This window comes from Enterobacter sp. DC1, from assembly GCF_000568075.1.
GTDB classification, from domain to species: domain Bacteria; phylum Pseudomonadota; class Gammaproteobacteria; order Enterobacterales; family Enterobacteriaceae; genus Enterobacter; species Enterobacter asburiae.
Window position 1 is genome coordinate 564,314 of the sequence record NZ_AZUA01000003.1, and the last position, 26,626, is coordinate 590,939.

Below are 26,626 nucleotides of genomic sequence, written 5' to 3' on the forward strand. Positions count from 1 at the left end.
CGGAAACCATAATAGCTAATGATTGTGAAAGTTGGGGGATTGTTGGGTGATGTATTGTGCGGTTTAGGTTGGGTGCGGTCTGGTGCCCCCTCACCCCGGCCCTCTCCCAGGGGGAGAGGGAGGTCATAGTCCCCTCTCCCTTTGGGAGAGGGTTAGGGTGAGGAAAAACGTTTTACTTCTGCGCTTCAAGCGCCTCTTTCACCCAGCCGTCAAACTGCTGCTGGTGGGCTTTGATCCAGCCGTCGACGTGACCTTTCACATCCGCTTCAGACGATTTGCCCGCATGCATCATCGCGTTCTGGGCATTGATGTCCGCCAGCGGCAGCTTCATTACCGAGAACAGCTTCGCCGCCGCCGGGTTTTTCTCCGCCCAGGCTTTGTTGGCCACGATATGCATGGTGTTCACCGGGAAGCCGTAGTTCATGCCGTTCGGCAGCCTGGTGTCGATATCCTTCTGCTCGCCCGGCAGGGAGGAGAACGGCACCTGCAGCCACACCACGTCTTTGCCCGGCTTCAGCACGTCGCTCACCCAGTACGGCGTCCAGGTGTAGTAGATCACCGGTTTACCCTCTTTGAAGCGGGCAATGGTGTCGGCCATCATCGCGGAGTAGTTGCCGTGGCTCACGTCGACCGTTTTCGCCAGATCGAACGCTTTGTTCTGGTGGTTAATCACCGCTTCACAGCCCCAGCCCGGCGAACAGCCCATCATGTCGGCCTTGCCGTCACCGTTGGTGTCGAACAGCCTGGCGATCTTCGGATCTTTCAGCTGTTCAATATTGGTGATGTGGTACTTATCGGCGGTTTTCTTGTCGATCAGATACCCCTGCGCCGCACCCGTCACGAAGGTCCCTTCGCGATAGAACTTCTTGTCGCCACCGGCGGCGGCATACATGTCGTCGTGCAGCGGCTGCCAGTTTACCGCGGTAAAGGTGGCGTCACCGGAGGCAATCGAGGTGTAGCCCACGTTGTAATCCACTTCGCTCGGCGTGTTAACCGTGTAGCCCAGCTTCTCCAGCGCGCGGCTGACGATCAGGGTCTGGAAGCTCTCTTCCGAAATGGTGCTCTGCACCGGCTGTACGGTAATGCCTTTGCCAGGCAGGTCAGCCGCAAACGCGCTGGTGGAGACAAGGGTGGCAAACGCTGTGGCAAAAAGTACGTTATGTCGCATCGTTGTTCCTTATTTTGATTTCGTGAAAGGGCGGGTGAGTAACCCGACAGGACCGGTGGTATACCAGCGACGGTTGCCGCGACTGCGTGAATCACGACCGACGGCCTGGGTCAGGCGGTCAAGAATGATGGCGAGGATCACAATGCCGACGCCGCCGACGGTGGCCAGCCCCATATCGAGACGGCCAATGCCGCGCAGCACCATCTGACCCAGACCGCCAACGGCGATCATCGAGGCGATCACCACCATCGACAGGGCCAGCATCAGCGTCTGGTTAACGCCCGCCATGATGGTTGGCATCGCCAGCGGGAGCTGAACCTTAAACAGCATCTGGCGCGGGCTGGCGCCGAACGAGCGTGACGCTTCGATCAGGTCCGCAGGCACCTGGTTGATCCCCAGAATGGTCAGACGAATAATCGGCGGCAGGGCGAAGATAATGGTCACCACCACCCCCGGCACGTTGCCGATGCCGAACAGCATCACGATAGGCACCAGATAGACGAACGCCGGGGTGGTCTGCATCGCATCCAGCAGCGGACGAATAATCTTCGCCGCTCGCGGGCTGCGCGCCAGCCAGATCCCCATCGGTAAGCCGATGACAATGCAGAAGAGCAGGGCGGTCAGCACCAGCGCCAGGGTGATCATTGCCTGCGACCACGCGCCAATTGCGCCAATGGCAATCAGCGAGATCAGCGTGGCGATCCCCATCCCTGCGCTACCGAACTGCCAGGCGATCAGGGAGAACAGGATAATCGCCACCGGTGCAGGCATGCCCAGCATCAGCTGCTGGAAGCCGTTCAGGATGTAATCCACCGGGACGCGGATCCCCTGGAAGACTGGACGGAAGTGGGTGACAACCCAGTCGATCCCCTCCGTGACCCAGCTATCCAGCGGGATCAGCGTTTTGTGGAACGGATCCATAATGTTGAAGTGTTCTGGCGCAGGCGCGGGTGCGCTATTGAGCCAGTCTGCGGCGCCGCCGCCATCGGTCGGCGCTGGCGTGGAACCCCACGCGTCGGCGGATTGCGCAGCGCTGTCCGCTGCCTCAGTGGCGCTCCACGGGTTAGATTGATCGGTCATTGTTTGCCCCCTCGCGATCTAAAGCCTGCAGCAGCATCCGTTTTGAGATGATGCCGACGTACTGTTGTTCCTCACCCACGACCGGCACGGCGCAAGGCGCCTGGCCCACGTGAGAGAGCAATTCGCTGAGCGGCGTTTCGGCGTCCACGGCAAGCGGAGCGTCAATTAACGCCGCATCGATTCCCTGGTTCTCAGTGAGAGCCGTTTTCAGGGAGTCGATGGAGACAATGCCAACAAATTTATTGCCGCGTTCAACCAGATAACCGTATTCACGGTCTTCGTCCTGCAGCAGCTTAAGCGCCGAGCGCGGGCCGAAGCCTGGCGTTTTACGGATAATGCCGTTTGGCGTTCGACGGGCAATATCTTTGGCGCTAAAGACCTGGCTAATATCCACGCCGCGGAAGAAGGTGCGGACATAATCGTTCGCCGGATTATTGAGAATTTCATCCGGCGTGCCGACCTGCACCACTTCACCGTTTTGCATAATGGCAATGCGGTCGCCAATACGCATGGCTTCATCCAGATCGTGGGAAATAAAGACAATAGTGCGCTGATGTTTAGCCTGTAATTTTACCAGCTCATCCTGCATCTCGGTGCGAATTAACGGATCGAGGGCTGAGAAGGCTTCATCCATTAATAATATGTCTGGATTAATGGCTAATGCACGGGCTAATCCCACGCGCTGACGCATACCGCCGGAAAGTTCATCCGGGTACGCATGCGCATAATTTTCCAGCCCGACCTGACGCAGCGCATCAAGGGCTTTTTCCTGACGTTCCTGAGCCGGCGTGCCGGCTAATTCCATGCCGAAAGCGGTATTATCCAGCACCGTCATGTGCGGCATCAGCGCGAATGACTGGAACACCATTGCGATCTTCTTTCTGCGCACCTCGCGAAGCTCTGCGTCTGATATTCTGGCGATGTCCACGCCGTCAATCAGCACCTGCCCGCGGGTGGGTTCAATCAGGCGATTGAGAAGGCGAACCATAGTGGATTTACCCGAACCGGATAATCCCATGATGACAAAAATCTCGCCTTCTTCAATGGCCAGACTGGCGTCTTTAACGCCAAGCGATAGCCCGGTTTTTTCCAGAATTTGCTCTTTCGTAAGGCCTTTCTCAATATATTTGAATGCGCGCTGCGGGTGCTCGCCAAATACTTTATAAAGATTTTTCACTTCTAATTTAATTGCCATGCAATAGAGAGTGTCCTGTTATTTGTTTATGCCGATATGATTACCATGGTAAATTGTTAACGGGCATAACCCTAACATACTGAGAATCTGAGACAACCCTGAGTCGGGCTGAGGGAAGAATTTTGACATAAGCGAAACGGCTGAATTTCCCATGAATAAAGGGCTGAGGGTGGTTTGAATTTTTCTCAATTTTTTGCTGCTGCATCGGGAAATTTCGCCTGAACCGGAATGATTCAGGCGAATATGACGTGGAAATTACAGTGTAGTTGTTTTGTAAATATTAGAGAGAGAATTGTTGGGTTTATATTAAATTAACGAACGTTAGCGTTCATTAAAAATCCCAGTCTTCATCCTCGGTTTCTACCGCTTTGCCCATCACGTACGATGAGCCGGATCCCGAGAAGAAATCGTGGTTTTCGTCGGCATTGGGCGACAGCGCGGCGAGAATCGCCGGGTTCACCTCCGCCATCTCCGGCGGGAAAAGCGCGTCGTAACCCAGGTTCATCAGCGCCTTGTTGGCGTTGTAGCAGAGGAAGGCCTTCACGTCGTCCTCCCAGCCGGTGCCGGCGTAGAGTTCCTCGGTATAGCTCAGCTCGTTGTCGTACAGATCCATCAGCAAATCGAGCGCAAAGCCTTTAAGCTCCTCGCGCTTCGCCTCGCTGACTTTCTCCAGCCCTTTCTGATACTTATAGCCAATGTAATACCCGTGCACCGCTTCATCACGAATGATGAGCCGAATCAAATCGGCGGTGTTGGTGAGCTTGCCCCGGCTCGACCAGTACATGGGCAGCCAGAAGCCGGAATAGAAGAGGAAGGATTCCAGGAACACGCTGGCGATCTTCTTCTTCAGCGGCTCGTCGGCGCGGTAATATTCCAGAACCAGCTCTGCCTTTCTCTGTAGTGACTCGCTCTCTTCACTCCAGGCATAGGCCGCGTCCACGTCTTTGGTCTGGCACAGGGTCGAGAAAATCGAGCTGTAGGAGCGGGCATGTACCGCCTCCATAAAGCTGATGTTCGACATCACCGCCTCTTCGTGCGGCGTCAGCGCGTCGCTCATCAAAGCCGGTGCGCCAACGGTATTCTGTATGGTGTCCAGCAGCGTCAGGCCGGTAAAGACGCGGATCGTCAGCTGCTGTTCGGCGTGGCCGAGCGTTTGCCAGGCCGGAATATCGTTAGAGAGCGGGACCTTTTCCGGCAGCCAGAAGTTGCTGGTCAGGCGGTTCCACACCTCCAGGTCTTTGTCGTCCTGGATTTTGTTCCAGTTAACGGCACTCACGCGTGACAGTTTCATCCTTTCTCCTTACAGCGCGCAGGACACGCAGCCTTCGATTTCGGTGCCTTCCAGCGCAAGCTGGCGCAGGCGAATGTAGTACAGCGTTTTGATGCCTTTCTTCCAGGCGTAGATCTGCGCTCTGTTGATATCCCGCGTGGTGGCGGTGTCCGGGAAGAACAGCGTCAGCGACAGCCCCTGATCCACATGTTTCGTCGCCTCCGCGTAGGTATCGATGATTTTTTCCGGGCCTATCTCATACGCATCCTGATAGAGCGCCAGGTTCTCATTGGTCATAAACGGGGCAGGGTAGTAAACGCGCCCGGTTTTGCCTTCCTTACGAATTTCAATTTTCGACACGATCGGGTGAATGCTCGACGTGGCGTGGTTGATGTAGGAAATCGATCCGGTCGGCGGGATGGCCTGCAGGTTCTGGTTATAAATGCCGTAGCGCATCACGTCGTCACGCAGCTGCTGCCACATTTCGCGCGTCGGCAGGTTAATCCCCGCCCGGGCAAACAGTTCGCGCACTTTTTCGGTTTTCGGCTGCCAGTCGCCCTCGAGGTACTGGCTGAAATACTCTCCGCTGGCGTAGCGGGACTGCTCAAAGCCCGCGAACCGCTGGTTGCGCTCGCGCGCCAGCATCATCGAGGTGTGCAGCGCGTGCCAGGTAATGGTGTAAAAATAGAGGTTGGTGAAATCCAGCCCTTCCGGACTGCCGTAGGCGATGCCTTCCCGCGCCAGATAGCCGTGCAGGTTCATCTGCCCCAGCCCGATGGCGTGCGACGCGGCATTACCCGCTTCAATAGACGGCACGCTGCGGATGTGGCTCATGTCCGACACCGCCGTTAGCCCGCGAATGGCGGTCTCCACCGTGCGGCCAAAGTCGGGGGAATCCATGGTGTGGGCAATATTCAGCGACCCGAGGTTGCAGGAGATATCCTTGCCGATCTGCGCGTAGTCCAGGTTCTCGTCGTAGGTAGACGCGCTGTTGACCTGCAAAATCTCCGAGCACAGGTTGCTCATGTTGATGCGCCCGGCAATCGGGTTCGCGCGGTTCACCGTATCTTCATACATGATGTACGGATAGCCAGACTCAAACTGAATTTCGGCAAGCGTCTGGAAGAAATCGCGGGCGTTGATGGTTTTTTTGCGAATGCGATCGTCGGCCACCAGTTCGTCATAAAGTTCGCTGATGGCCACGTCGCCAAACGCTTTGCCGTAAATACGCTCGATGTCGTACGGCGAGAAGAGCGCCATCTCGGCATTCTCTTTGGCCAGTTTAAAGGTGATGTCCGGGATCACCACGCCGAGCGACAGGGTTTTGATGCGAATTTTTTCGTCGGCGTTTTCGCGCTTGGTATCCAGAAAGCGCAGAATGTCCGGGTGGTGCGCGTGCAGGTAAACCGCGCCCGCGCCTTGGCGTGCGCCAAGCTGGTTGGCATAGGAGAAGGCATCTTCCAGCATCTTCATCACCGGGATCACGCCGGAGGACTGGTTTTCGATGCGCTTGATCGGCGCGCCCGCTTCACGCAGGTTCGAGAGCAGAAACGCCACGCCGCCGCCGCGTTTGGAAAGCTGAAGCGCCGAGTTCACCGCACGGCCAATCGACTCCATATTGTCTTCGATACGCAGCAGGAAGCAGGAGACCAGCTCGCCGCGCTGGGCTTTACCGCAGTTGAGGAAGGTCGGCGTGGCGGGCTGGAAGCGCCCGGAGAGGATCTCGTCGGTGAGCTGCTCCGCCAGCGCTTCATCACCCTGCGCCAGCGTCAGCGCCACCATCACCACGCGATCTTCAAAGCTCTCTAAGTAGCGTTTACCATCAAAGGTCTTGAGGGTATAGCTGGTGTAATACTTCCACGCGCCGAGGAAGGTCTGGAAACGAAAGCCGCTGGCGTGGGCGCGTTCAAACAGCTTCACCACAAAGGCGCGGTCGTAGCGGGTGAGCGTGCGCGCGTCGTAGTAGCCCTCGTTAACCAGATAGTCGAGACGTTCATTCTGGCTTGCAAACGTCACGCTGTTGGGCCGCACGTGGGCGGCAAAAAAGGCGTCCACCGCCTCACGATCTTTATCGAACTGGATGCGCCCCTCCCGATCGTAGAGGTTAAGCATGGCGTTTAATGCATGGTGATCCGGCGTCGCCTGAATCACCCGTTCTGCGGTTGTCGTTGCCAAAATTCGTTCACTCCTTTACGCACGTTTTCGACGTCCTGCTGTGTCCCCATCAGCTCAAAACGATAGAGATACGGCACGCCGCATTTTTGAGAAATGACATCCCCGGCGCGGCCAAAGGCATCGCCGAAATTGCGGTTCCCCGCCGCGATCACGCCGCGAATCAGCCCGCGGTTATGAGGATCGTTCAGAAAGCGGATCACCTGGCGAGGCACGGCTCCTGCCGTACCGCCGCCGCCATAGCTGGGCACCACCAGAATGTACGGTTCCTCTACCCGGATCCGCTCCCGCTCGTTCAGCGGAATGCGCACCGCAGGCAGCCCGACGCGCTCAATAAAGCGGAGCGTGTTTTCCGAGCTGCTGGAGAAGTAGACCAGCCCGCTCATGCACGTGTGGCCTGCGCGCTCAGGCGGTTAATCATGTCCGGGCGGAAGCCAGACCAGCTTGTCTCCCCGGCGACTACCACCGGAAGCTGACGAAAACCCTGCTTGCGCAGGGTATCTGCGGCCTCGGGGACCTGGTCAACATTCACCATTTCAAACGCCACGCCACGGCTTTCCATTGCCCGTTTGGTCGCGTGGCACTGAACACAATCGTTACGAGTGTAAATAATAATGCTCATGATTCGTATTTCCATTTAAAATGAAGGTGCGGCGCGAATCATCGCGTCGGGTTGTGTGTATCTTGCTAAAAGGAATACTAGATGTAGTTGTCTTAAGTTTCAACCATACAAGATATGGGAAATTTAGATTGATATCGGCCCTGTGATGAGCACAGCGGGGCAGGGCAGGCTGTACGGGTTTTTCAGGCTAACGGGCATAAAAAAGCCCCGGCGCCTGAGGCTACCGGGGCAGAAAACGCGGGCTTATTTACGCAGGCTGAGCAAGGCACCGACGAAGATGCCGACCGCTGCGACGGTTCCCAGAGTACATAGCGGTTTTTCACGCACGAAGGTCGTAGCACAGCTTGCCATATCGCAGGCAGCCTGCGTGGCGCGTGAACGTCCGTTCATACGGGCGCGAGTTTCACGGAGCAGAGACTGAGCCTTACGTTTTGCGGCATCCGCTTCGTCCTTCGCGTCACTTCCCCAGGACTTCAGCACCTCTTCCAGCGTGTCCGCTAATTGGCTGACATCATTACGAATATCCTGAGCGTCGTCATTAATATCGTTTCGGTTCGGTCTGTTAAACATACGATCCTCCGTAATTTGGTGTTCCCGTTCAGTTTAGTTCAGAAATTTAATATCTGAAGCGCATTACGCGATATCCGGCAGTTTATGGACTATTCTGAAAGCCCTGCTATTGCTGAATACTGTAAGGTTGCCGGGCAGGAAAAGATAACGAGGAAAAGATATGTATTTACGACCTGACGAGGTGGCACGCGTTCTTGAAAAAGAGGGATTCACCATGGATGAGGTGACGCCAAAAGCGTATGGATATCGCCGCGGCGAGAATTATGTTTATGTTAATCGCGAAGCAAGAATGGGGCGTACCGCTCTCATTATTCACCCGACGCTGAAAGACAGAAGTCTGTCATTTGCTGAGCCTGCCTCGGATATTAAAACCTGCGATCATTATCAGCAATTTCCGCTCTATTTGGGCGGTGAACGGCATGAGCATTATGGTATTCCGCACGGTTTCAGTTCACGTATGGCGCTGGAGCGATTTTTGAAGGGACTGTTTGGCGACGTACAGTAAATCCGCGACTGGCGTGCGCCAGTCGCTTCACATCACGCTTTTGCCTGGCTGTACTGGCTGACCTTAAACAGGCGGCGGCAGTAGTCGAGGAAATAGCCGTAAACGGCTCCCATCAACATCGAAATCACAATATTCGAACTGACCGCCGCAGCGATCTGGTGCCAGTCTGCACCGACTGTCAGGAGAATGGCCACGTAAACCGGCGACTGGAACGTCACATACGCCAGAACGTCCGCCAGGTTTTTCACCCAGCCTGCGGGGCTGATGCGACGCGCGAAGCGCATTACCGCATCGCGGTATAAACCGTAAGGCCATGCAATAATAATATTGACCGGTATCGCCACCAGACGAGAAGAAAGCGACTGCTCGAAGGACATTCCGGAGAGGAATATTTCGATCAGCATGTTCACGACGGAACAGTAAACAACCATCGCGAAAGTATCCGCCACCGCGTGGCGCAGGCGAGATTGCGGCGAGAACATGTCTGAACTCCTTGAGAAGAACACAAAAGAAAAGATTTTCCTTCAGCGGTTAGTGCTTTAGGTTGGTTTGTTTGACGCGTATAGCGTATATCTCTGTGTTTGAACTAACAACTAGTGATTAATTTTTATTTAATCGCCTTTTGTCCACAAAATTCTCTAAAGTTGTTCGTTTTTTGTTCTGATCGTTATAATCTGTCTTGTTTGATAGTTTTCTTATTAAAATCAATGGCTTGATTTTGTTGGTGGCGAAAATCAGGAATGTCCAACCTGAAGCGGCGCAGTATGCTGTAATTTGGATTAAAGTTGACCATTTATATTAATGGAGTGATTGGATTCACCAGTGTCCTGTCAGCACCTTGCGCTATTATTAACAGCGATTTCTAAATATATTTACAATGACGCCCGTACGGACCCCTGGGTAGATATTTCAACTCAAATGAATTATTCTGTCGGCGATTTATCTATTTACCCCCAAAGAAAAGGTTTTCAAATAATATGTCTTTGACGTTACAGAATCTTAATAATATCCGAACCCTGCGCGCTATGGCGCGTGAATTATCCCTGGACGTTCTTGAGGAAATGCTGGAAAAGGTCAGGGTCGTTACTGAAGAGAAACGCAGCGAGCTGACGGAATTAGAGCAGCAGCGTGCTGAGCAGCAGGAAAAAATTAATGCCCTGCTGGAGCTGATGAAAGCTGATGGTATTTCCCCGACTGACCTGCTGGGTTCTGAACTGGCGCAGACGGGTAAGCCAGCGAAAAAGCGTAAGCCGCGTGAAGCAAAATATCGCTTTATTGACCAGAACGGCGAAGAGAAAACGTGGACCGGCCAGGGCCGCACGCCGAAGCCTATCGCCAGCGCGCTGGCAGACGGTAAATCACTGGATGATTTTCTGATCTAACGAATGAGCCGGGCGGAACACGCCGCCCGGCTGACTGTTCAGCAGACGCCGAAATCGCCTTCTTCGGTATAAGGCGCTACATCGGCGGCTTTCAGCGTATATTTCTCGCCTTGCTCATTGCTGGCCTGGACCGCCACAATGCTGTCACCGTTCACTTCGAGCACTTTCAGTTTCGGGCCGCCTTTACGCGGTTGCACATAATCACCGACAGAAAACATATTACCTCCTCATCGTTTTAGCGATCTTCACCTTAGCCCACGTATGACGCCGGGTACAGCGTATTTCACCGATTACTGCTTATGAGGTACGCCGGTTCCAGGGCATCACCTTGAGCAGTCGCGCCATGCCGCAAAAGCCCGTCACACCGGCGAACAGCAGCCCGGCTCCGACAAAACCGCTGAGCAGGAAAAAGCCGCTGGAGACGCTATAGCCCAGCACCACGCCGCAGAGTATCAACAGCCCGGCGGCAATTTGCACCTGACGCATCAGCGGCAGCGGCTGGGACTTGTCTTCGACGATCGGCAGTCCGGCCTGCTTCCAGCCCTGAATGCCCCCCTCGACCACAAATGCCTCTGCGGGCGCGGCGGCCTGAGCAAGGCGGTCGGCATTCCCCGACGTCCGTGCGCCGGACTGGCAGTGAAAAATCACCGTATCGCCCGCCTGCGCGTTAAGTGCGCCGGGTAAGGTATCCAGCGGCACGGACCGCGCGGCGGGAATATGCTCGCGGGCGTACTCATCGGCATCACGAATATCAATCAGTTTTGCGCCTTCAGCGACGCGGGCACTGGCCTGGCGTGGTGAAAGAAGAGGAAGTGACATGGCGACTCCTTACGGGCAATAAAGGGTTTTCAGGGTGCTGATAAGCTGATGTACCGCATCGTTTTTAATGGAATAAAGAATGCGCTGCGCGTCGCGAGTGCTGTCGATAAGCCCTTCTTCACGCATGCGCGCCAGATGCTGCGACGTAGCGGAAGGACTTAGCCCCGTGGCTCGCGCAAGCTCCCCCGCGCTGGTGCCGGGCGCTCCGCACAGGGTGCAGAGGATCAGCAGCCGACGGGGGTTGCTCATCGCTTTTAAGAGTGTGGCGGCCTGCCCGGCGCTGGCCTGAAGCTGTTCGAGTTCGGTCATAATAGTTTAGCATTTTCTTAATTAAGTAAATGCTAAACTATTCCGATGCTTTAAACCAGCGTCAAAAGCGTAAAAGAGGGTAAACGCGAGACCCGGAACTGGTAGAGACGAATAAACTGGCTATGCTTACTACGTTCTCTTTATTATTTTCAATGGATTAGATTGAACGGAGTGTTTATATGGGATTTTGGCGTATTGTTTTTACGATCCTCATACCGCCGCTGGGCGTGCTGTTGGGTAAAGGATTTGGCTGGGCGTTTATTATCAACATTCTTCTGACGCTGCTGGGCTACTTCCCCGGCCTCATTCACGCGTTTTGGGTACAGAGCAAAAGCTAGGCGCGCCACAGTAAATCGCTATAGATGTCGGTCAGTACCCCCGCTGGACCAAACTGCTGCTTGATCCACCGCGTGACCTGGCCGGTTGCGGCATGCTGCGTGGCGAGCAGCATGCGCGAATCCTGACGCGGGTTATTAATCCGCCGCGTCACCAGCAGCCCCGCGTCTACCGCCTCGCGGGCCATATATTCCGGCAAAAAGCCAATCCCTTCGCCCAGGATCTGACACTGACATTTGGTGTTAAAGTCCGGCACCAGAATCGCCTCCTGCCCGTGCAGCAGCCAGCCGACCTTTTTGTTAATGGTGTGCGCGGTATCTTCCACCATGATGTTGGGATACAGGCGCAGCTGGCTTTCCGCTATCGGCTCCGGGGTGAATGCCAGCGGGTGTTCCGGCGCGATGGCAAAGACCCAGCGGATGGCGCCGATCTCGGTGTAATCAATCCCGCCGCCGTCGAGCAGCGTGTCCGGCGCGCCAATCGCGATGTTGGCCTGGTTGTTGATGATGGAGTCCCAGACGCCGTTGTAGACCTCGGTGGTCACGGTGATCTGACAGGTGGGAAACTGCTTTTTCAGCACCTGCAGCAGCCGCGCCGTGTGGCGTGGGGTATACAAAAGCTGGTTGATACAGATGCGCACCCGCGCCTCAATGCCCTGAGAAATGGTATCAATCCCGCGCTTGATGGCGTGAAAGTCGTTCAGCAGGTCGGTGGCTTTACGGTAAAAGTAAAAACCGGACTCGGTCAGCTCGATGCTGCGCGTGCTGCGGACGAACAGCACCACGTCCAGCCCGGTCTCCATGCGCTTAATGGTGTAGCTGATGGCAGAGGTCGTCACGCCCAGTTCGGCGGCGGCTTTGCTGAAGCTGCCGAAGCGTGCGGCGGTAGTAAAGGCCAGCAGGTTTTCCTCGGTAAAGATGGAATTCATATCTCACTCCCTTCAGCCATCAGTTTTGAACATATTTTAACAGCGTCGTTACAACGCATTTGAAGCCGATCACAGTTCTGACTCTTTGTTGAAAGCCGCATTCAGTAAGGCTTCGTCAGGCATAAGCATAATGCAGCCAGAAGCGATAAAAAGCGGGGGAACATAAGAAAAAGGTTGCACAGACGCACGTTTTGACCGGTTTGTTGAATTTACCTCAACAATGAATTGACTGTCGATGAATCATTTTTAAGCGGATTCTTTTATGACCAGGCTGTTGCTATTCTCAGGTCAACAGAAATAAAAACATCGGGAGTCTGAATATGTCTGCGAACGAACTCGTTACTGAATTTCTGCTGGCTGCAGAAGAGGGCAATAGCGATGCGCTAAAAGCCTGTCTGGAGAAAGGTGTGGATATTAACGTCACCAACCGCCAGAAAAGAACCGCCGTTATTATTGCCAGCCTGAAAAAGCATTATGACTGCGTGGCGTTATTAATTGCCGCCGGAGCGGATATTGATAAACAGGATCAGACCTGCTTTAACCCCTTCCTGATTAGCTGCCTGACCAACGATATCACCCTGTTGCGCCTTGTCCTTCCGGCAAATCCCGATCTCGATCGCCTGACGCGCTTTGGCGGCGTGGGCATTACGCCAGCCAGTGAAAAAGGGCACGTGGAGATCGTGCGCGAGCTGCTGGAAAAAACGGATATCAATGTCAACCATACCAACTTTGTTGGCTGGACGCCGCTGCTGGAAGCGATCGTGCTTAACGACGGCGGCGCGAAGCAGCAGACGATCGTTAAGCTGCTGTTGGATCACGGCGCGAACCCGCACATGACCGATAAATACGGTAAAACCCCGCTCGAACTGGCGCGGGAAAAAGGCTTCGATGCGATAGCCGACCTGCTGCTGGCGGCGGGCGCATAGCGCATTCGGCCAGCCTTTTCCGGCTGGCCGCTAATTAAAACGCATTTTTACCGACGTGCATTTTGCACGACGGCGGCCCCCTTTTATCCGCGTTCAGGAGAAAATAATGCCCACGAAAATCGTCATAAAAAAGAACACTTATTTTGACTCCGTCTCATTAATGTCCGTTTCCACCAAAGCCAATAAATTGCCGGGCGTCGAGCAGGCGTTTGTGGCCATGGCAACGGAAATGAACAAAGGCGTATTAAAAAATCTCGGGCTATTAACGCCGGAATTAGCCGAAGCCAAAAACGGCGACCTGATGATCGTAATTAAAGGCGACGCGGCGAATGATGAAACGCTGGCGGCCATCGAAGCGCTGTTCACGCGTAAAGAGACCGGTGGCACCCATGAAGCGCGCTACGCCACGATTGCCAGCGCCAAAACTCATCGCCCGGAGAGCAACCTCGCGGTCATTTCCGTCAACGGCACCTTCGCTGCCCGCGAAGCGCGCCAGGCGCTGGAAAACGATCTCAACGTGATGCTGTTTTCCGATAACGTGTCGCTCGACGACGAGCTGGCGCTGAAGCAGCTGGCGCATAAGAAAGGTCTGCTGATGATGGGGCCGGACTGCGGCACCGCCATTATCAACGGCGCGGGATTGTGCTTTGCCAATGCGGTGCGCCGCGGCTCGATTGGCATCGTCGGCGCATCCGGCACCGGCAGCCAGGAGCTGAGCGTGCGCATTCACGAATTCGGCGGCGGCGTGTCGCAGCTGATAGGCACCGGCGGGCGCGATCTCAGCGAGAAAATTGGCGGCCTGATGATGCTCGACGCCATCGACATGCTGGAAGCGGACGACGCGACCCGGGTGATTGCGCTGATCTCCAAGCCGCCGGCCCCTGCGGTGGCGGAGAAAGTGCTGGCCCGCGCGCGCGCCTGCCGCAAGCCGGTGGTTGTCTGCTTCCTCGGCCGCAGCGAACCGCCCGCCGATGAAGACGGCCTGCAGTTTGCGCGCGGCACCAAAGAGGCTGCCCTGAAGGCGGTCCTGCTCACCGGCATCAAAAAAGAGTCCCTGGATCTGCATCCGCTCAACTGGCCGCTGATTGAAGAGGTGCGCGCCCGCCTGACGCCGCAGCAGAAGTACATTCGCGGCCTGTTCTGCGGCGGCACCCTGTGTGACGAGGCGATGTTCGCGTCGCTTGCGAAATTCGACGACGTCTACAGCAACATCCAGCCGGATCCGTCTAAGCGCCTGAGCGACATCAGCGTCAGTAAAGCCCACACCTTCCTCGACTTTGGCGACGACGACTTCACCAACGGCAAGCCGCACCCGATGATCGACCCGACCAACCGCATCAGCCGCCTGCTGCAGGAGGCGCGCGATCCGGAAGTCGGCGTCATCGTGATGGACTTCGTGCTGGGCTTCGGCGCGCATGAGGATCCGGTCGGCGTGATGATCGACGCTATCAAAGAGGCGCAGGCGATCGCGAAGGCCGATAACCGTCCGCTTGAGATCCTCGGCTACGTGCTCGGCACCGACCAGGATCCGCAGCCGCTGGCGCAGCAGTGCCAGCTGCTGACCGACGCAGGCGTCATCTGGGCCAGCAGCAGTACCAATACCGGATTACTGGCACGCGAATTTGTTTGCAAAGGGGAGAAAGCATAATGACGACCTTATTCAACCAGCCGCTGAACGTCATTAACGTCGGCATTGCGATGTTCAGCGATGACCTCAAAAAACAGCACGTTCCCGTGACCCAGCTCGACTGGACGCCGCCGGGGCAGGGCAATATGCAGGTCGTTGAGGCGCTCGACCAGCTGGCGGAAAAACCGCTGGCAGAGAAAATCGCCGCCGCTAACCACATCGCCCTTGAGCGAATTATTCAGTCCCATCCGGTGCTGGTGGGCTATGACCAGGCCATTAACGTTGTGCCGGGCATGACCCGCACCACCATTCTGCACGCCGGTCCGCCTGTCTCCTGGGAAAACATGTGCGGGGCGATGAAGGGGGCGGTCACCGGGGCGCTGGTGTTTGAAGGGCTGGCGAAAGATCTGGACGACGCGGCAAGGCTCGCTGCCTCCGGAGAAATTACCTTCTCGCCGTGCCACGAGCACGACTGCGTGGGCTCGATGGCGGGCGTCACCTCCGCGTCGATGTTTATGCACATCGTGGAGAACAAAACCTACGGCAACCGCGCGTTCACCAACCTCAGCGAGCAGATGGCGAAGATCCTGCGCATGGGGGCCAACGACCAGAGCGTGATCGACCGCCTGAACTGGATGCGCGACGTGCTCGGTCCGATGCTGCGCGACGCGATGAAGATTATCGGCGAAATCGACCTGCGCCTGATGCTGGCCCAGGCGCTGCACATGGGCGACGAGTGCCACAACCGCAACAACGCGGGCACCACGCTGCTGATCCAGGCGCTGACGCCGGGGCTGATTCAGGCGGGCTATCCGGTGGAGCAGCAGCGCGAGGTGTTCGAGTTCGTCGCCAGCAGCGACTACTTCTCCGGCCCGACGTGGATGGCGATGTGTAAGGCCGCGCTGGACGCCGCGCACGGCATTGAGTACAGCACCGTCGTCACCACCATGGCGCGCAACGGCTACGAGTTCGGCCTGCGCGTTTCCGGCCTGCCGGGGCAGTGGTTCACCGGCCCGGCGCAGCAGGTGATCGGCCCGATGTTCGCAGGCTATAAGCCGGAAGACTCCGGGCTGGATATCGGCGACAGCGCCATTACCGAAACCTACGGCATCGGCGGCTTTGCGATGGCGACGGCACCGGCGATTGTTGCGCTGGTGGGCGGCACGGTGGATGAAGCCATCGACTTCTCCCGTCAGATGCGCGAAATCACCCTCGGCGAAAACCCGAACGTCACCATTCCGCTGCTCTCATTTATGGGCATCCCAACCGCCATCGACATCACCAAAGTCGCGGGCAGCGGCATTCTGCCGGTGATTAACACCGCCATTGCCCACAAAGACGCGGGCATCGGCATGATTGGGGCGGGCATCGTTCACCCGCCGTTTAGCTGTTTTGAAAAGGCGCTGTTGACCTTCCGCGATCGCTACTTTTTATAAGGCAAGCATTCATGAAAAACATGAAACTGGAGTGGAAAAGAGGTGACTGGGCGGCCTATTTCGGGTTGATGACCAACAACCTGACTAATTTGCTGACCATGATGGGGCTGCTCATTTTTGTCGTCGGCATCCCGAAGGAGATTGTTTATGGACGCATCGCGCCGGCCTTCGGGCTGGCGGTGCTGGTGGCGAGTATTTGCTACGCCTGGTTCGGCATGCAGATGGCGCGCGCCACCGGGCGTACGGACGTCACCGCGCTGCCGTCCGGTCCGAGCGCGCCGTCGATTTTTACCGTGACCTTCCTGGTGCTGATGCCGGTTTATCAGCAGACCGGCGATGCGGACTTCGCGATCCAGATTGGCCTGGTGTGGTGCTTCGTGGAGGCGATGATCCTCGCGGGCGGTTCGTTTTTAGGGGAAACCATCCGCAAGATGATCCCGCGTACCGTGCTGCTGTCGTGCCTCTCCGGTTTGGGCCTGCTGCTGCTGGCGATGAACCCGATGCTGCAGGCGTTCGAAGCGCCGACCGTGTCGTTCATCGTGCTGCTGCTGATCTTCATTAACTGGTTTGGTAAAAAGCCGATTTTCGCCCGTATCCCGACCGGTCTGCTGCTGCTGATTGCCGGTACGGCACTGGCGTGGATCTCCGGTCTGCAAAGCCCGGAAGCGATTAAAGCGTCTATGTCATCCTTCGGCTTTAACCCGCCGCAGGTGCACGTAGAAGGCTTCCTGCAGGGCCTGCCGCACGCGCTGCCGTATCTTGCCTCTGCCGTGCCGCTGGGGCTGGCGAACTACATCTTTGACCTGGAGAACATCGAAAGCGCCCACGCGGCGGGGGATGCGTATCCGACGCGTAAGGTGATGCTGGCGAACGGTCTGGCGTCGATGCTCGGCTGCCTGATGGGGAACCCGTTCCCGGTGACGGTTTACGTCGGCCATCCCGGCTGGAAAGCGATGGGGGCCAGCATCGGCTACACGCTGGCCTCCGGCGTGACCATGTTCATCGTGCCGCTGTTCGGGCTGGGGGCGTTTATGCTCGCCATCATTCCGATGACCGCCATCGTGCCGATTCTGGTGTTTATCGGCATCGTCACCGCCAACCAGGTGGTGAGGGAAACGCCCAAAGTTGAGGTGCCCGTTATCTTCATCTGCCTGTTCCCGTGGATCGCCAACTGGGCGTTGACCATGATGAACAGCGTGATGGGGGCGGCGGGCACCAGCGCGGCGAAGATCGGCACCGACGTGCTTCACAGCAAAGGAATTTACTACGAGGGCCTGGTGCATCTCGGCAACGGCGCGCCGCTCGCCAGCATGCTGTGGGGCTGTATCGCCATCTTTGCCATCATCAACAAGCCGCTGCGCGGAGCCGTTGCGGCCGCCGTCGGGGCGCTGCTGGCGCTGTTTGGGGTGATCCACGCCCCGGTGGTGGGCTTTGCCGAAGGCCGTTCGCTGATGTTCGTTACGGCCTACCTGATGATGGGCGGCATGTTTGTGGTGAAGCATGTGCTGGATAGCCGCGAAGCGGCGAGCGCGGCGGCACCGGTTTCTGAGTCCTGATAATGCCTGATGCCCTCACCCTAACCCTCTCCCACAGGGAGAGGGAACGTTAATCCCCCTCTCCCTGTGGGAGAGGGCCGGGGTGAGGGCACCAGAACGCACCTTCTAAAGGAAACAAAATGAAAGAGCTTATGGTCGTCGCCATCGGCGGCAACAGCATTATCAAAGACAACGCCAGCCAGTCGATTGAACATCAGGCGCAGGCGGTGAAAGCGGTGGCCGAGTCGGTGCTGGAAATGCTGGCCTCCGACTATGACATCGTGCTCACGCACGGCAACGGCCCCCAGGTGGGGCTGGATCTGCGCCGCGCCGAAATCGCCCACGAGCGGGAAGGGCTGCCGCTGACGCCGCTGGCAAACTGCGTGGCGGACACGCAGGGCGGGATTGGCTACCTGATCCAGCAGGCGCTCAACAATCGCCTGGCCGCACGCGGGGAGCAAAAAGCGGTCACGGTCGTTACTCAGGTCGAAGTCGATAAAAACGATCCGGGCTTTACGCACCCGACGAAACCTATCGGCGCGTTCTTCACCGAGGCGCAGCGCGACGAGCTGCAGCGCGCGCACCCGGACTGGCATTTTGTCGAGGATTCAGGCCGTGGCTACCGTCGCGTGGTGGCTTCACCCCAGCCGCTGCGCATCGTTGAGGCCGACGCCATCAAAACGCTGACGCAAAAAGGCTTTGTAGTGATCGGCGCGGGCGGCGGCGGAATACCCGTGATTCGCAGCGAGCAGGGCGACTACCAGAGCGTCGATGCGGTGATTGATAAAGATCTCTCCACGGCGCTGCTGGCGCGGGAAATCGGGGCCGACGTGCTGGTGATTACCACCGGCGTGGAGAAGGTGTGCATCAACTTCGGCAAGCCAACCCAGCAGGCGCTGGACACCGTTAACGTGGCGCAGATGACGCGTTATATGGACAAAGGCCACTTCCCGGCGGGCAGCATGCTGCCCAAAATCGTCGCCTCGCTGGAATTTTTAAGCCACGGCGGCAGGCGCGTGATTATCACCTCGCCGGACTGCCTGCCCGCGGCGCTGCGCGGGGAAACCGGCACCCATATTGTTAATGAAGGAAGATAAGATGAGTGAAAACAAAAGCCGCCGCGAGTTTATTAGCCAGAGCGGCAAAATGGTCACCGCCTGCGCGCTGTTTGGCGCCACCGGATCCGTCGCGTATGCTGCTGACTCCGCGAAGTCAACCTGCGAGACGGGCAAACCGATGAGCATCACCGCGAAACATTACTATCTGGATAACGTGCTGCTGGAGGCCGGGTTCAACGTCGACGGCGGCGTGGCGACGAGCACCCGCACCGAGCTGAAAACGCTGGAGATTAACGACGGGAAGATCGTCGCCCTGCGCGATAACAAGAGCCACGCCGACGCCACGCTGCCGCACTATGACGCAGGCGGCAAGCTGATGCTTCCGGCGATGCGCGACATGCACATTCACCTGGATAAAACCTTTTACGGCGGTCCGTGGCGCTCCCTGAACCGTCCGGCGGGCACCACGATTCAGGACATGATCCGCCTTGAGCAGAAGCTGCTGCCGGAGCTGCAGCCCTACACCCAGGAGCGCGCGGAAAAGCTGATCGACCTGATCCAGTCGAAAGGCTCTACCATCGCCCGCAGCCACTGCAATATCGAGCCGACCTCCGGCCTGAAGAATCTGGAAAACCTGCAGGCGGTTTTATCGCGCCGTAAGCCCGGCTTTGACTGCGAAATCGTCGCTTTCCCGCAGCACGGCCTGCTGCTGTCGAACTCCGAAAAGCTGATGCGCGAGGCGATGCAGGCCGGAGCGCACTACGTGGGCGGGCTGGACCCGACCAACGTCGACGGCGCGATGGAGAAATCCCTCGACACCATGTTCCAGATTGCGCTGGACTACGACAAAGGGGTGGACATCCACCTGCACGAAACCAGCCCGGCGGGCGTGGCGGCGGTGAATTACATGGTCGAGACCGTGGAGAAAACGCCGGAGCTGAAGGGCAGGCTGACCATCAGCCACGCCTTTGCGCTGGCGACGCTCAACGAGCAGCAGGTGGATGAGATCGCCACCCGCATGGCGGCGCAGCAGGTGACCATCGCCTCCACCGTGCCGATTGGCACCCTGCATATGCCGCTGAAGCAGCTGCGCGAGAAGGGCGTGTTCGTGATGACGGGGACCGACAGCGTCATCGATCACTGGTCGCCGTACGGTCTGGGGGACATGCTGGAGAAAGCGAATCTTTACGCTCAGCTCTACATCCGCCCGAACGAGCAGACGCTCTCCCGCGCGCTCGGTATTGCCACCGGCGACGTGCTGCCGCTGAATGACAAAGGCGAACGCGTGTGGCCAAAAGCGCAGGATGAAGCCAGCTTTGTGCTGGTGGATGCCTCCTGCTCCGCCGAGGCCGTGGCGCGCATTTCTCCGCGCACCGCGACGTTCCATAAGGGAAATCTGGTCTGGGGTACTGTGGGCTAAAAGCGAGCCGGGTGGCGGCTTCGCCTTACCCGGCCTACTGAAACCCTCAAATCGTAGGCCGGGTAAGCGCAGCGCCACCCTGCAATGTTTTATACTGGGAGTCACATTCTTAAAGAGGGATCTGCCATGGCACAAAACATCTACGACAACCCGGCGTTTTTCGAGGGCTACGCCCAGCTTCCGCGCTCGGTCCAGGGTCTGGACGGCGCGCCGGAGTGGCCTGCGCTTAAGGCCATGCTGCCGGATTTAACCGGCAAATCGGTTGTCGATCTCGGCTGCGGCTACGGCTGGTTCTGCCGCGCAGCGCGCGAGCTGGGCGCTGCTGACGTCACTGGAGTCGATATCTCAGAAAAGATGCTCGCCCGCGCGGCTGAACTGACAGACGACACTGAGATTCACTATCAGCGTAGCGATCTGGAATCTCTTAAGCTCAACGAGAACAGCCTCGATCTGGTCTATAGCTCCCTGGCGCTGCACTACCTGCCGGAGCTGGACTCCCTGTTTGCTAAGGTTAAGTGCGCGCTCAAGCCCGGCGGCAGCCTGGTCTTTTCGATGGAGCACCCGATTTACACCTGCGCCACCCGTCAGGGCTGGCTGACCGACGATAGCGGCGAGCGGTTCTGGGGCGTTAATCGTTATCAGGACGAAGGCAAACGCGTCAGCAACTGGCTGGCGGACGGGGTGGTGAAATACCACCGCACGCTCGGCACCACGCTTAACGCGCTGATCGGGGCCGGATTAACGATAAGCGAGGTCAACGAGTGGGGGCCAGTGCAGGCGCAGATTGACGCCTGGCCCGCGCTGGCCGAAGAGGCGGAGCGCCCGATGCTGGTGCTGATCGCCGCCCGTAAGGCTCAGTAACCCACCTTATACACCCGCCCGCTCTGCACGCCTTCCACGCTGCGGCGATAGGCCTGCGCCACGGTCGCGGCGGGAACGCTTTCAAAACCGGGGAAGAAGCCGTCGTAGGTTTCGACGGATTCGGTGAGTACCGTCGGGCTAATCAGGTTGATGCGGATCCCGCGCGGCAGCTCGCAGGCTGCGGCGCGAACAAACCCTTCCAGCGCCGCATTTACCGTGGTGGCATTTACGCCCTGGGCAATTGGCTCGTGCGCCACGATGCCGCTTATCAGCGTAATCGAGCCGCCTTCGTTCAAATAATGCTGGCCGGTCAGCGCCAGGCGCACCTGCCCGAGCAGCTTGTCCTGCAGGCCCTGATTGAAGTCGCTGTCCTTCATGGTCGCGAGCGGGCCAAAGTAAAGACCACCGCTGGCGGAGACAATCGCATCCACCGGGCCGATTTTCTCAAACAGCGCCTCGACGCTCGCCTGCGAGGTGATATCCACCTGCTCGTCGCCCTGCGTGCGGCCAACGCGGATGACCTCGTGGCGACGACTCAGCTCTTCCGTTACCGCACGACCGACCGTACCGCTGGCACCAATAATGACGATTTTCATAGCCGACTCCTTATGTTGTGAGCCTCCATTCTTTAATAAATAAAAATGCAGATAAACTGGGCTAAAGTTAGAAGATTGCTAACCAGGAGTTTGGAATATGGATAAGCTTCGCAGCATGGAGACCTTTATTGCGGTGGTGGAAAGCGGCAGTTTTACCGGTGCGGCGGCACGGCTGGAGATGTCGGCGGTGATGGTGGGCAAGTACGTTGCGCTGCTGGAATCACAGCTTGGCACCCGCCTGCTGGAGCGTAACACGCGGCGCCAGAGCCTGACTGACGCCGGGCGGGTCTATTTCGACGAGGCGAAGCGGGTGCTGGAGCAGGTCGCGATCGCCGAAAGCGCCGTGGAACGCCTGCGCGCCGCGCCGTCCGGCACCCTGCGCGTGACGGCGCCCACCTCGTTTGGCGGCAGCGCGATCGCGCCGCTTACGGCCTCTTTTTTACAACGCTACCCGGAGGTGCGCATCGAGCTGGATCTCACCAACCGGATGGTGGATCTGGTGGATGAAGGGGTCGATCTGGCCATTCGCATTGGCGACATTCAAAACGACGATCTGGTAGCGAAATACCTCTGCCCCTACAACATGGTGATCTGCGCCGCGCCGGACTATCTTGCGCGCTACGGTACGCCGCAAACCCCTGCCGATCTGGTGGATCATCTCTGCCTGTCCCACAGCGTGTGGACCGCGCGCAACGAGTGGCGGCTGCCGGGCGTGGAAGGGGAGGTGCGCTGGAAGCGGGATACAGTCTTAAGATGCAACGACGGCTACGGGCTGCGGATGGCCGCGAGAGCCGGGGCGGGACTGCTGCTGCAGCCGGAGGTGCTGGTGGCGGAAGATCTGGAAAGCGGCAGGCTGGTGCGGGTGCTGGAGGCGTATATTCCGGCGCCGAGACCCGTGCATTTACTGTGGCGTCAGGATTTACGACCTCTCCCTAAGCTAACGGAATTTATCGCCCATATTCTGCTAAGATTGGGCACACTATAAAAAAAGAAGGTATGCAAAGAATGTCTGTGAATAAACTCGCCAGCAGCGCGCAGGGCCTGCAATCATCTGCCATCCGTGAATTATTAAAACATAGCAAAATGGCCGGCGTCATTTCGCTGGGTGGGGGTATTCCTAACCCGGCCTTGTTCGATCACGAAGGGCTGAAAATTGCCGCTGATGCCGTATTATCACAGCATTTTGGTGAGGCCTTTCAGTACGGTCTGACCGAAGGCGTACCGGGGCTGCGTGAAGAAATTCAGCGCATCTGCGAAGGGCGCGGGATCCGCTGCAAGGCAGATGATGTGGTCGTGACCTCCGGTTCACAGCAGTCCCTCGACGTGCTGGCGCGTGCATTAATTAACCCGGGCGACACCGTTGTGGTTGAGCGTCCAACCTATCTTGCTGCGCTGCAGGTATTTGGCCTGGCGCAGGCGAATTTTGAATCCGTTGGCACCGACGGCGACGGTATGAAGGTCGACGAGCTTGAGGCCCTGGTGGCAAAGAAAGCTATCAAAGCGGTCTATATTGTTCCGACGTTTGGCAACCCTGGCGGGGTAACCCTTTCTGAGGCGCGTCGCAAACAGCTGGTGGAATTATCGAAGCGCTATGACTTCGTCATTATTGAAGACGATCCATACAGCGAAATTAATTATACCGATGAAGTTTTCCGCCCGTTAATTGCCCATGCCAAAGATATCGGCAACGAAGAGAACGTGGTGTATACCTCGACCTTCTCTAAAATTCTCGCGCCGGGGACTCGCGTAGGCTGGGTGCTGGTGCCGGAATGGCTGAAGCGCGCAGTAGTAAACCTTAAGCAAACCACCGATCTGCACACCAGCACGCTGTCGCAGCTGATGACGTATGAATACCTGAAAACCGGTCGTCTTCCCGATCAGATTAAAACGATCCGCGAAGCCTATCGCCAGAAATACCAGACGTTCGCAACCGAGCTGGAGGCCGAGCTGGGCGATGTGATGTCGTTCCACAAGCCGAAGGGCGGCATGTTCCTGTGGGCGAATATGAAAAATGGTAGTAATACCACTCGCTGGCTGGAAAAAACGTTAAGTAACGGCGTAGTATTTGTGCCGGGCGAATTTTTCTACTGCAATGAGCCAGACCATTCAACGCTGCGCATGTCGTTTGTCACGCCAACGGATGAAGAGCTGAAGGAAGCGGTTCAACGCCTGAAAAAATCGCTGTAAAAGACCTGCGCATAATGGCTTTCCTGCCGTTATGCGCAATACGCGTTCAGGGCGGCACGGGCCGCGATCGTCCATGGAGATTTCCATGTTTGAATTTCTGATCGGTGTCGTTACCCACACGCCCGCCTGGGTGTGGGTACTGTTTATCTTCCTTATCTCTCGCGGCATTAAAGCCCGCAGGCCCGCCACCGTTACGCTGGAGAGGCTTGCCATCATTCCGGCAATATTTCTTATCTGGGATATCTACGATCTGGTGGTCTACCGCACGTTAACCCCCGGAACCGTCGCATTGTGGACGGCGGGGATCCTCGCCGGGGCCGCGCTGGGGTATTTCCTGATTAAGCAGGCGGTTATCACCCGCGCAGATGCGCCGCGCAGCCTTTACCGCCTGGCAGACTACACCGCGCTGCCGTTTATGATGCTGGCGTTCGGGGTCAAGTATGTGCTGGGCGTGATGAGCGCGGTCTCTCCCCAGACGATGCAGCAGCCCGCCATGAGCGCGCTGGCGATCGTCTCCGGCGGCGTGTTTGCCGGCGTGTTTCTCGGGAAATTTGCGCGCTATATTGGCGTGTATAACAGCGCCGCGCCGCGCCCGGCGGAGTGACGTTATTCTGTCGCGTGTGCCAGCGTGCGGTCTGCAGCATCGCCGCTGAGTGCTCGCGTGACTTCATGGATACGCCAGATTTTCCCTTCACGTAGCGCGGCAAACAGGTAAACCTCGATCTCTGCCTGACGACCGTCGGGATACGTGACCGTCACGACATGCCGGTCAGCCAGAAGTTCGTCATGACAGGCTATCTCCACCACGGTAAAGGCGATCGCGCGGATCTGTGAGCTTACGTGGCTCAGATGCTGGACAAAACCCCGGTAGTCAAGCGCGTGACCGTCCGTAAACTGCTGGTAATCGGGCGTAAATACCTCTGCCGGATCGATATCGCCGTTGAATAAGCGGGTTAACAGGCAGGCCATCTTTTCGCGCTGCGCGGCGTTGTCGGTGTCGGCTATCAGGGACGTGATAATGCTCATGTGGGCTCCTTATGTGGTTGAATCACCATTATCCTTGACTGCCGAGGACGTAGTTTCTGTAATACGTCGATGAATAACGATTTTCGGTCAAAATGATATGGTCAGCGTTGAAACACTCCTTCATCCCGGCGGGTACCGAACGCCCTGGCACAGTCATCGCACCGGCCAGCTGTGGCGCATTGCAACGGGGCTGCTGGTCATTGAGACGCAGCTGGCGCGCTCGGTCGTACCGGCAAAACACATCGGCTGGATCCCTCCGGATCGGCAGCACGCCGCTTTTTCCGAAAGTGCGATAGAAGGCTGCGCTATCTATCTGGACCCCGCATGGTGCGCAGTGCTTCCCGATTCGCCCGCGCTGTTCGAGCCCGACGATCTGACTCATGCACTGTTTAGCCGTTTATGTGGTGCAGAGAGTGAGTTCGATCCGCGAAAGCTGACTTTGCTGCTGGACGAGCTTGCCCTGACGCCCCAGGCTCGCTTTTCTCTGCCCGTGCCGACGGATCCGCGTCTGAAGAACGTGGTCAGCCATTTGCTGCAGTTTGTCGATGATAACCAGACGGTCGAGAGCCATGCTCTTCATGCCGGGATGAGCGTGCGTACGTTCAACCGTCGGTTTAGTGCCCAGACCGGGATGAACTTTGTTAACTGGCGGCAGCTGGCACGCGTCATGCGGGCAATGGAGTGGCTGGCGGCGGGGAAGCCGGTAGGGTGGATTGCGCTGTCCTGCGGCTACAGCAGCGTCAGCGCTTTTATTGAGGTTTTCAGAGCATGGACCGGTAAAACGCCGGGGCAGTGGGCAATTAAAGAAGGCCCTTTTGGGCGAGGGTAATGCGCGTGGCTTCGTTGAGATCCAGCTCTTTTAACGATTCCGGATTAATCCAGGCGATCTCCTGAAACTCTTCATTAAACGTGACTGCCCGGTTGGTGCTGATGCAGTCGAAGATCAGATAGATCATGTAAATCTCCTCAGTGGTGCCATCGGCGTAGGTTTTCACCCTAATGTCATCGCGAAAAGCCCATGGCGTAACCGAGACAATCTCCAGCGCTTCGCCCAGCTCTTCGCGGATCTCACGGCGCAACGCCTGTTCCATGGTTTCGCCCGGCTCCATTCCACCGCCGGAGAGAGCCCACTGGCCGGGGAACACGCCGCGATCGTCGGCCATTTTACACAGGAGGTAGGCACCGTCGTTCTGGATGATGGGGCAGACAATGGTTCGTTGGCGCATGATTTCTTCCTGAAAAATGAGTTTGGGCTACTTTAGCAGATTGGGGGGATGATTATGTTAGAGGTGTTCGATTCTCGCTCCTTGGTTTTCTGCGTTTTGCTGCAGATTCAGCCAGAATTCAATACTGGTATCGAATGCGTTCGCCAGTCTTGTGGCCAAATCAACGGTGAGTTTGATTTTATTGTTTACCAGCGCGCTGGCAGTGGTGTGATCGGTGTTTATTCTCTCTGCCAGTTCTGAGATGCCGAGACTGAGTGGCTTAAGATAATCGTGCAGCAACACTTCGCCTGGTGTGGTTGAGATGCGTAGTTTTTCCTGGTTATTCATAATTAACGTCCTGTTTATAAATATAAAATGAGTGCGGTTTGATGC

At 57.3% G+C, this 26,626-nt stretch carries 31 protein-coding genes; 14 read left to right on the plus strand and 17 right to left on the minus strand.

Features of this window, described 5'->3' with window-relative positions:
• Positions 1–172: 172 nt before the first annotated feature.
• The 8 genes from proX to P346_RS08945 all read right to left on the minus strand — a co-directional run bounded on the left by proX (position 173) and on the right by P346_RS08945 (position 8,077).
• A complete protein-coding gene (proX, locus tag P346_RS08980; RefSeq protein WP_032660394.1) occupies positions 173–1,168 on the minus strand; it encodes a glycine betaine/L-proline ABC transporter substrate-binding protein ProX in 996 nt (331 codons plus the stop codon).
• 9 nt (positions 1,169–1,177) lie between these two features.
• Positions 1,178–2,248, minus strand: coding sequence for a glycine betaine/L-proline ABC transporter permease ProW (proW, locus tag P346_RS08975; protein WP_032660396.1), 1,071 nt, complete (start codon positions 2,246–2,248; stop codon positions 1,178–1,180).
• On the minus strand, positions 2,232–3,443 hold the full coding sequence (gene proV / locus P346_RS08970; RefSeq protein ID WP_032660399.1) for a glycine betaine/L-proline ABC transporter ATP-binding protein ProV: 1,212 nt from the start codon (positions 3,441–3,443) through the stop codon (positions 2,232–2,234). The genes proW and proV overlap by 17 nt, the downstream gene beginning before the upstream one ends.
• A 331-nt stretch (positions 3,444–3,774) precedes the next feature.
• Positions 3,775–4,734: a class 1b ribonucleoside-diphosphate reductase subunit beta gene (nrdF, locus tag P346_RS08965; RefSeq protein WP_023333169.1), complete on the minus strand. Its 960-nt coding sequence runs from the start codon at positions 4,732–4,734 to the stop codon at positions 3,775–3,777.
• Positions 4,735–4,743: 9 nt separating this feature from the next.
• On the minus strand, positions 4,744–6,888 hold the full coding sequence (gene nrdE, locus P346_RS08960) for a class 1b ribonucleoside-diphosphate reductase subunit alpha (protein WP_032660400.1): 2,145 nt from the start codon (positions 6,886–6,888) through the stop codon (positions 4,744–4,746).
• Positions 6,861–7,271, minus strand: a complete 411-nt coding sequence (nrdI, locus tag P346_RS08955) for a class Ib ribonucleoside-diphosphate reductase assembly flavoprotein NrdI (RefSeq protein ID WP_029742052.1) — start codon at positions 7,269–7,271, stop codon at positions 6,861–6,863. The genes nrdE and nrdI overlap by 28 nt, the downstream gene beginning before the upstream one ends.
• Entirely contained in the window at positions 7,268–7,507 is a 240-nt protein-coding gene (gene nrdH, locus P346_RS08950; protein WP_023308925.1) for a glutaredoxin-like protein NrdH, read from the minus strand. The genes nrdI and nrdH overlap by 4 nt, the downstream gene beginning before the upstream one ends.
• A gap of 243 nt (positions 7,508–7,750) precedes the next feature.
• Positions 7,751–8,077 (minus strand): DUF883 domain-containing protein, encoded by a 327-nt coding sequence (locus P346_RS08945; RefSeq protein WP_023308924.1) that lies wholly within the window; start codon positions 8,075–8,077, stop codon positions 7,751–7,753.
• A 160-nt stretch (positions 8,078–8,237) separates the two neighbouring features.
• Here P346_RS08945 and P346_RS08940 point away from each other — a divergent pair, with 160 nt between their 5' ends.
• The gene (locus P346_RS08940) at positions 8,238–8,582 is read left to right on the plus strand and encodes a DUF2002 family protein (protein WP_023308923.1); all 345 of its coding nucleotides are present in this window, start codon (positions 8,238–8,240) and stop codon (positions 8,580–8,582) included.
• 32 nt (positions 8,583–8,614) lie between these two features.
• Here the strand turns inward: P346_RS08940 and alaE are convergent, their stop codons facing one another.
• Positions 8,615–9,064, minus strand: a complete 450-nt coding sequence (alaE, locus tag P346_RS08935; protein ID WP_008502567.1) for an L-alanine exporter AlaE — start codon at positions 9,062–9,064, stop codon at positions 8,615–8,617.
• Positions 9,065–9,559: 495 nt separating this feature from the next.
• On the opposite strand from alaE, the gene stpA reads away from it, so the two are divergent.
• Positions 9,560–9,964: a DNA-binding protein StpA gene (gene stpA / locus P346_RS08930; protein ID WP_032660403.1), complete on the plus strand. Its 405-nt coding sequence runs from the start codon at positions 9,560–9,562 to the stop codon at positions 9,962–9,964.
• Positions 9,965–10,002: 38 nt separating this feature from the next.
• Here the strand turns inward: stpA and P346_RS08925 are convergent, their stop codons facing one another.
• The 3 genes from P346_RS08925 to P346_RS08915 all read right to left on the minus strand — a co-directional run bounded on the left by P346_RS08925 (position 10,003) and on the right by P346_RS08915 (position 11,092).
• Complete coding sequence (locus P346_RS08925; RefSeq protein WP_023308920.1) at positions 10,003–10,182, minus strand: hypothetical protein; 180 nt, start codon at positions 10,180–10,182, stop codon at positions 10,003–10,005.
• A gap of 79 nt (positions 10,183–10,261) precedes the next feature.
• Positions 10,262–10,783 (minus strand): rhodanese family protein, encoded by a 522-nt coding sequence (locus P346_RS08920; protein WP_032660406.1) that lies wholly within the window; start codon positions 10,781–10,783, stop codon positions 10,262–10,264.
• Between the two features lie 9 nt (positions 10,784–10,792).
• Positions 10,793–11,092 carry an ArsR/SmtB family transcription factor gene (locus tag P346_RS08915; RefSeq protein ID WP_029742056.1) on the minus strand — a complete coding sequence of 100 codons (300 nt, stop codon included), beginning with the start codon at positions 11,090–11,092 and terminating at the stop codon, positions 10,793–10,795.
• Positions 11,093–11,271: 179 nt separating this feature from the next.
• Here P346_RS08915 and P346_RS08910 point away from each other — a divergent pair, with 179 nt between their 5' ends.
• Positions 11,272–11,430 carry a YqaE/Pmp3 family membrane protein gene (locus P346_RS08910; RefSeq protein ID WP_023308917.1) on the plus strand — a complete coding sequence of 53 codons (159 nt, stop codon included), beginning with the start codon at positions 11,272–11,274 and terminating at the stop codon, positions 11,428–11,430.
• Here the strand turns inward: P346_RS08910 and P346_RS08905 are convergent.
• Positions 11,427–12,356 (minus strand): LysR substrate-binding domain-containing protein, encoded by a 930-nt coding sequence (locus P346_RS08905; RefSeq protein ID WP_023308916.1) that lies wholly within the window; start codon positions 12,354–12,356, stop codon positions 11,427–11,429. The genes P346_RS08910 and P346_RS08905 overlap by 4 nt on opposite strands.
• Positions 12,357–12,676: 320 nt before the next feature.
• On the opposite strand from P346_RS08905, the gene P346_RS08900 reads away from it, so the two are divergent.
• The 7 genes from P346_RS08900 (at position 12,677) to P346_RS08870 (ending at position 21,219) form a co-directional block, all read left to right on the plus strand.
• Complete coding sequence (locus tag P346_RS08900; protein WP_032660409.1) at positions 12,677–13,282, plus strand: ankyrin repeat domain-containing protein; 606 nt, start codon at positions 12,677–12,679, stop codon at positions 13,280–13,282.
• 106 nt (positions 13,283–13,388) lie between these two features.
• Complete coding sequence (gene fdrA / locus P346_RS08895) at positions 13,389–14,930, plus strand: acyl-CoA synthetase FdrA (protein WP_032660412.1); 1,542 nt, start codon at positions 13,389–13,391, stop codon at positions 14,928–14,930.
• Positions 14,930–16,345 (plus strand): DUF1116 domain-containing protein, encoded by a 1,416-nt coding sequence (locus tag P346_RS08890; protein ID WP_032660416.1) that lies wholly within the window; start codon positions 14,930–14,932, stop codon positions 16,343–16,345. Before fdrA ends, P346_RS08890 begins: the two co-directional genes overlap by 1 nt.
• A gap of 11 nt (positions 16,346–16,356) precedes the next feature.
• Positions 16,357–17,901, plus strand: coding sequence for a hypothetical protein (locus tag P346_RS08885; protein WP_032660419.1), 1,545 nt, complete (start codon positions 16,357–16,359; stop codon positions 17,899–17,901).
• Positions 17,902–18,020: 119 nt separating this feature from the next.
• Positions 18,021–18,977, plus strand: coding sequence for a carbamate kinase family protein (locus P346_RS08880; protein ID WP_032660420.1), 957 nt, complete (start codon positions 18,021–18,023; stop codon positions 18,975–18,977).
• Position 18,978: 1 nt separating this feature from the next.
• A complete protein-coding gene (locus tag P346_RS08875; RefSeq protein ID WP_032660423.1) occupies positions 18,979–20,358 on the plus strand; it encodes an amidohydrolase family protein in 1,380 nt (459 codons plus the stop codon).
• 126 nt (positions 20,359–20,484) lie between these two features.
• Complete coding sequence (locus tag P346_RS08870; protein WP_032660425.1) at positions 20,485–21,219, plus strand: class I SAM-dependent methyltransferase; 735 nt, start codon at positions 20,485–20,487, stop codon at positions 21,217–21,219.
• Here P346_RS08870 and P346_RS08865 read toward each other — a convergent pair.
• The gene (locus tag P346_RS08865) at positions 21,213–21,815 is read right to left on the minus strand and encodes a short chain dehydrogenase (RefSeq protein ID WP_032660427.1); all 603 of its coding nucleotides are present in this window, start codon (positions 21,813–21,815) and stop codon (positions 21,213–21,215) included. The genes P346_RS08870 and P346_RS08865 overlap by 7 nt on opposite strands.
• A 97-nt stretch (positions 21,816–21,912) precedes the next feature.
• Between P346_RS08865 and P346_RS08860 the strand changes: the two genes are divergently transcribed.
• The 3 genes from P346_RS08860 to P346_RS08850 all read left to right on the plus strand — a co-directional run bounded on the left by P346_RS08860 (position 21,913) and on the right by P346_RS08850 (position 24,606).
• On the plus strand, positions 21,913–22,800 hold the full coding sequence (locus P346_RS08860; RefSeq protein WP_032660429.1) for a LysR family transcriptional regulator: 888 nt from the start codon (positions 21,913–21,915) through the stop codon (positions 22,798–22,800).
• 20 nt (positions 22,801–22,820) lie between these two features.
• Positions 22,821–24,002: an aminotransferase-like domain-containing protein gene (locus tag P346_RS08855; protein ID WP_032660432.1), complete on the plus strand. Its 1,182-nt coding sequence runs from the start codon at positions 22,821–22,823 to the stop codon at positions 24,000–24,002.
• An 85-nt stretch (positions 24,003–24,087) separates the two neighbouring features.
• Entirely contained in the window at positions 24,088–24,606 is a 519-nt protein-coding gene (locus P346_RS08850; RefSeq protein WP_032660435.1) for a DUF6622 family protein, read from the plus strand.
• Between the two features lie 2 nt (positions 24,607–24,608).
• On the opposite strand, the gene P346_RS08845 is transcribed toward P346_RS08850, so the two are convergent.
• Entirely contained in the window at positions 24,609–25,028 is a 420-nt protein-coding gene (locus P346_RS08845) for a nuclear transport factor 2 family protein (protein WP_032660437.1), read from the minus strand.
• A gap of 97 nt (positions 25,029–25,125) precedes the next feature.
• Here P346_RS08845 and P346_RS08840 point away from each other — a divergent pair, with 97 nt between their 5' ends.
• Positions 25,126–25,857: a helix-turn-helix domain-containing protein gene (locus P346_RS08840; RefSeq protein WP_032660440.1), complete on the plus strand. Its 732-nt coding sequence runs from the start codon at positions 25,126–25,128 to the stop codon at positions 25,855–25,857.
• On the opposite strand, the gene nudI is transcribed toward P346_RS08840, so the two are convergent.
• Complete coding sequence (gene nudI, locus P346_RS08835) at positions 25,829–26,254, minus strand: nucleoside triphosphatase NudI (protein WP_032660441.1); 426 nt, start codon at positions 26,252–26,254, stop codon at positions 25,829–25,831. The genes P346_RS08840 and nudI overlap by 29 nt on opposite strands.
• A gap of 57 nt (positions 26,255–26,311) precedes the next feature.
• A complete protein-coding gene (locus tag P346_RS22180; RefSeq protein WP_084492157.1) occupies positions 26,312–26,581 on the minus strand; it encodes a HigA family addiction module antitoxin in 270 nt (89 codons plus the stop codon).
• Positions 26,582–26,626: the final 45 nt, after the last annotated feature.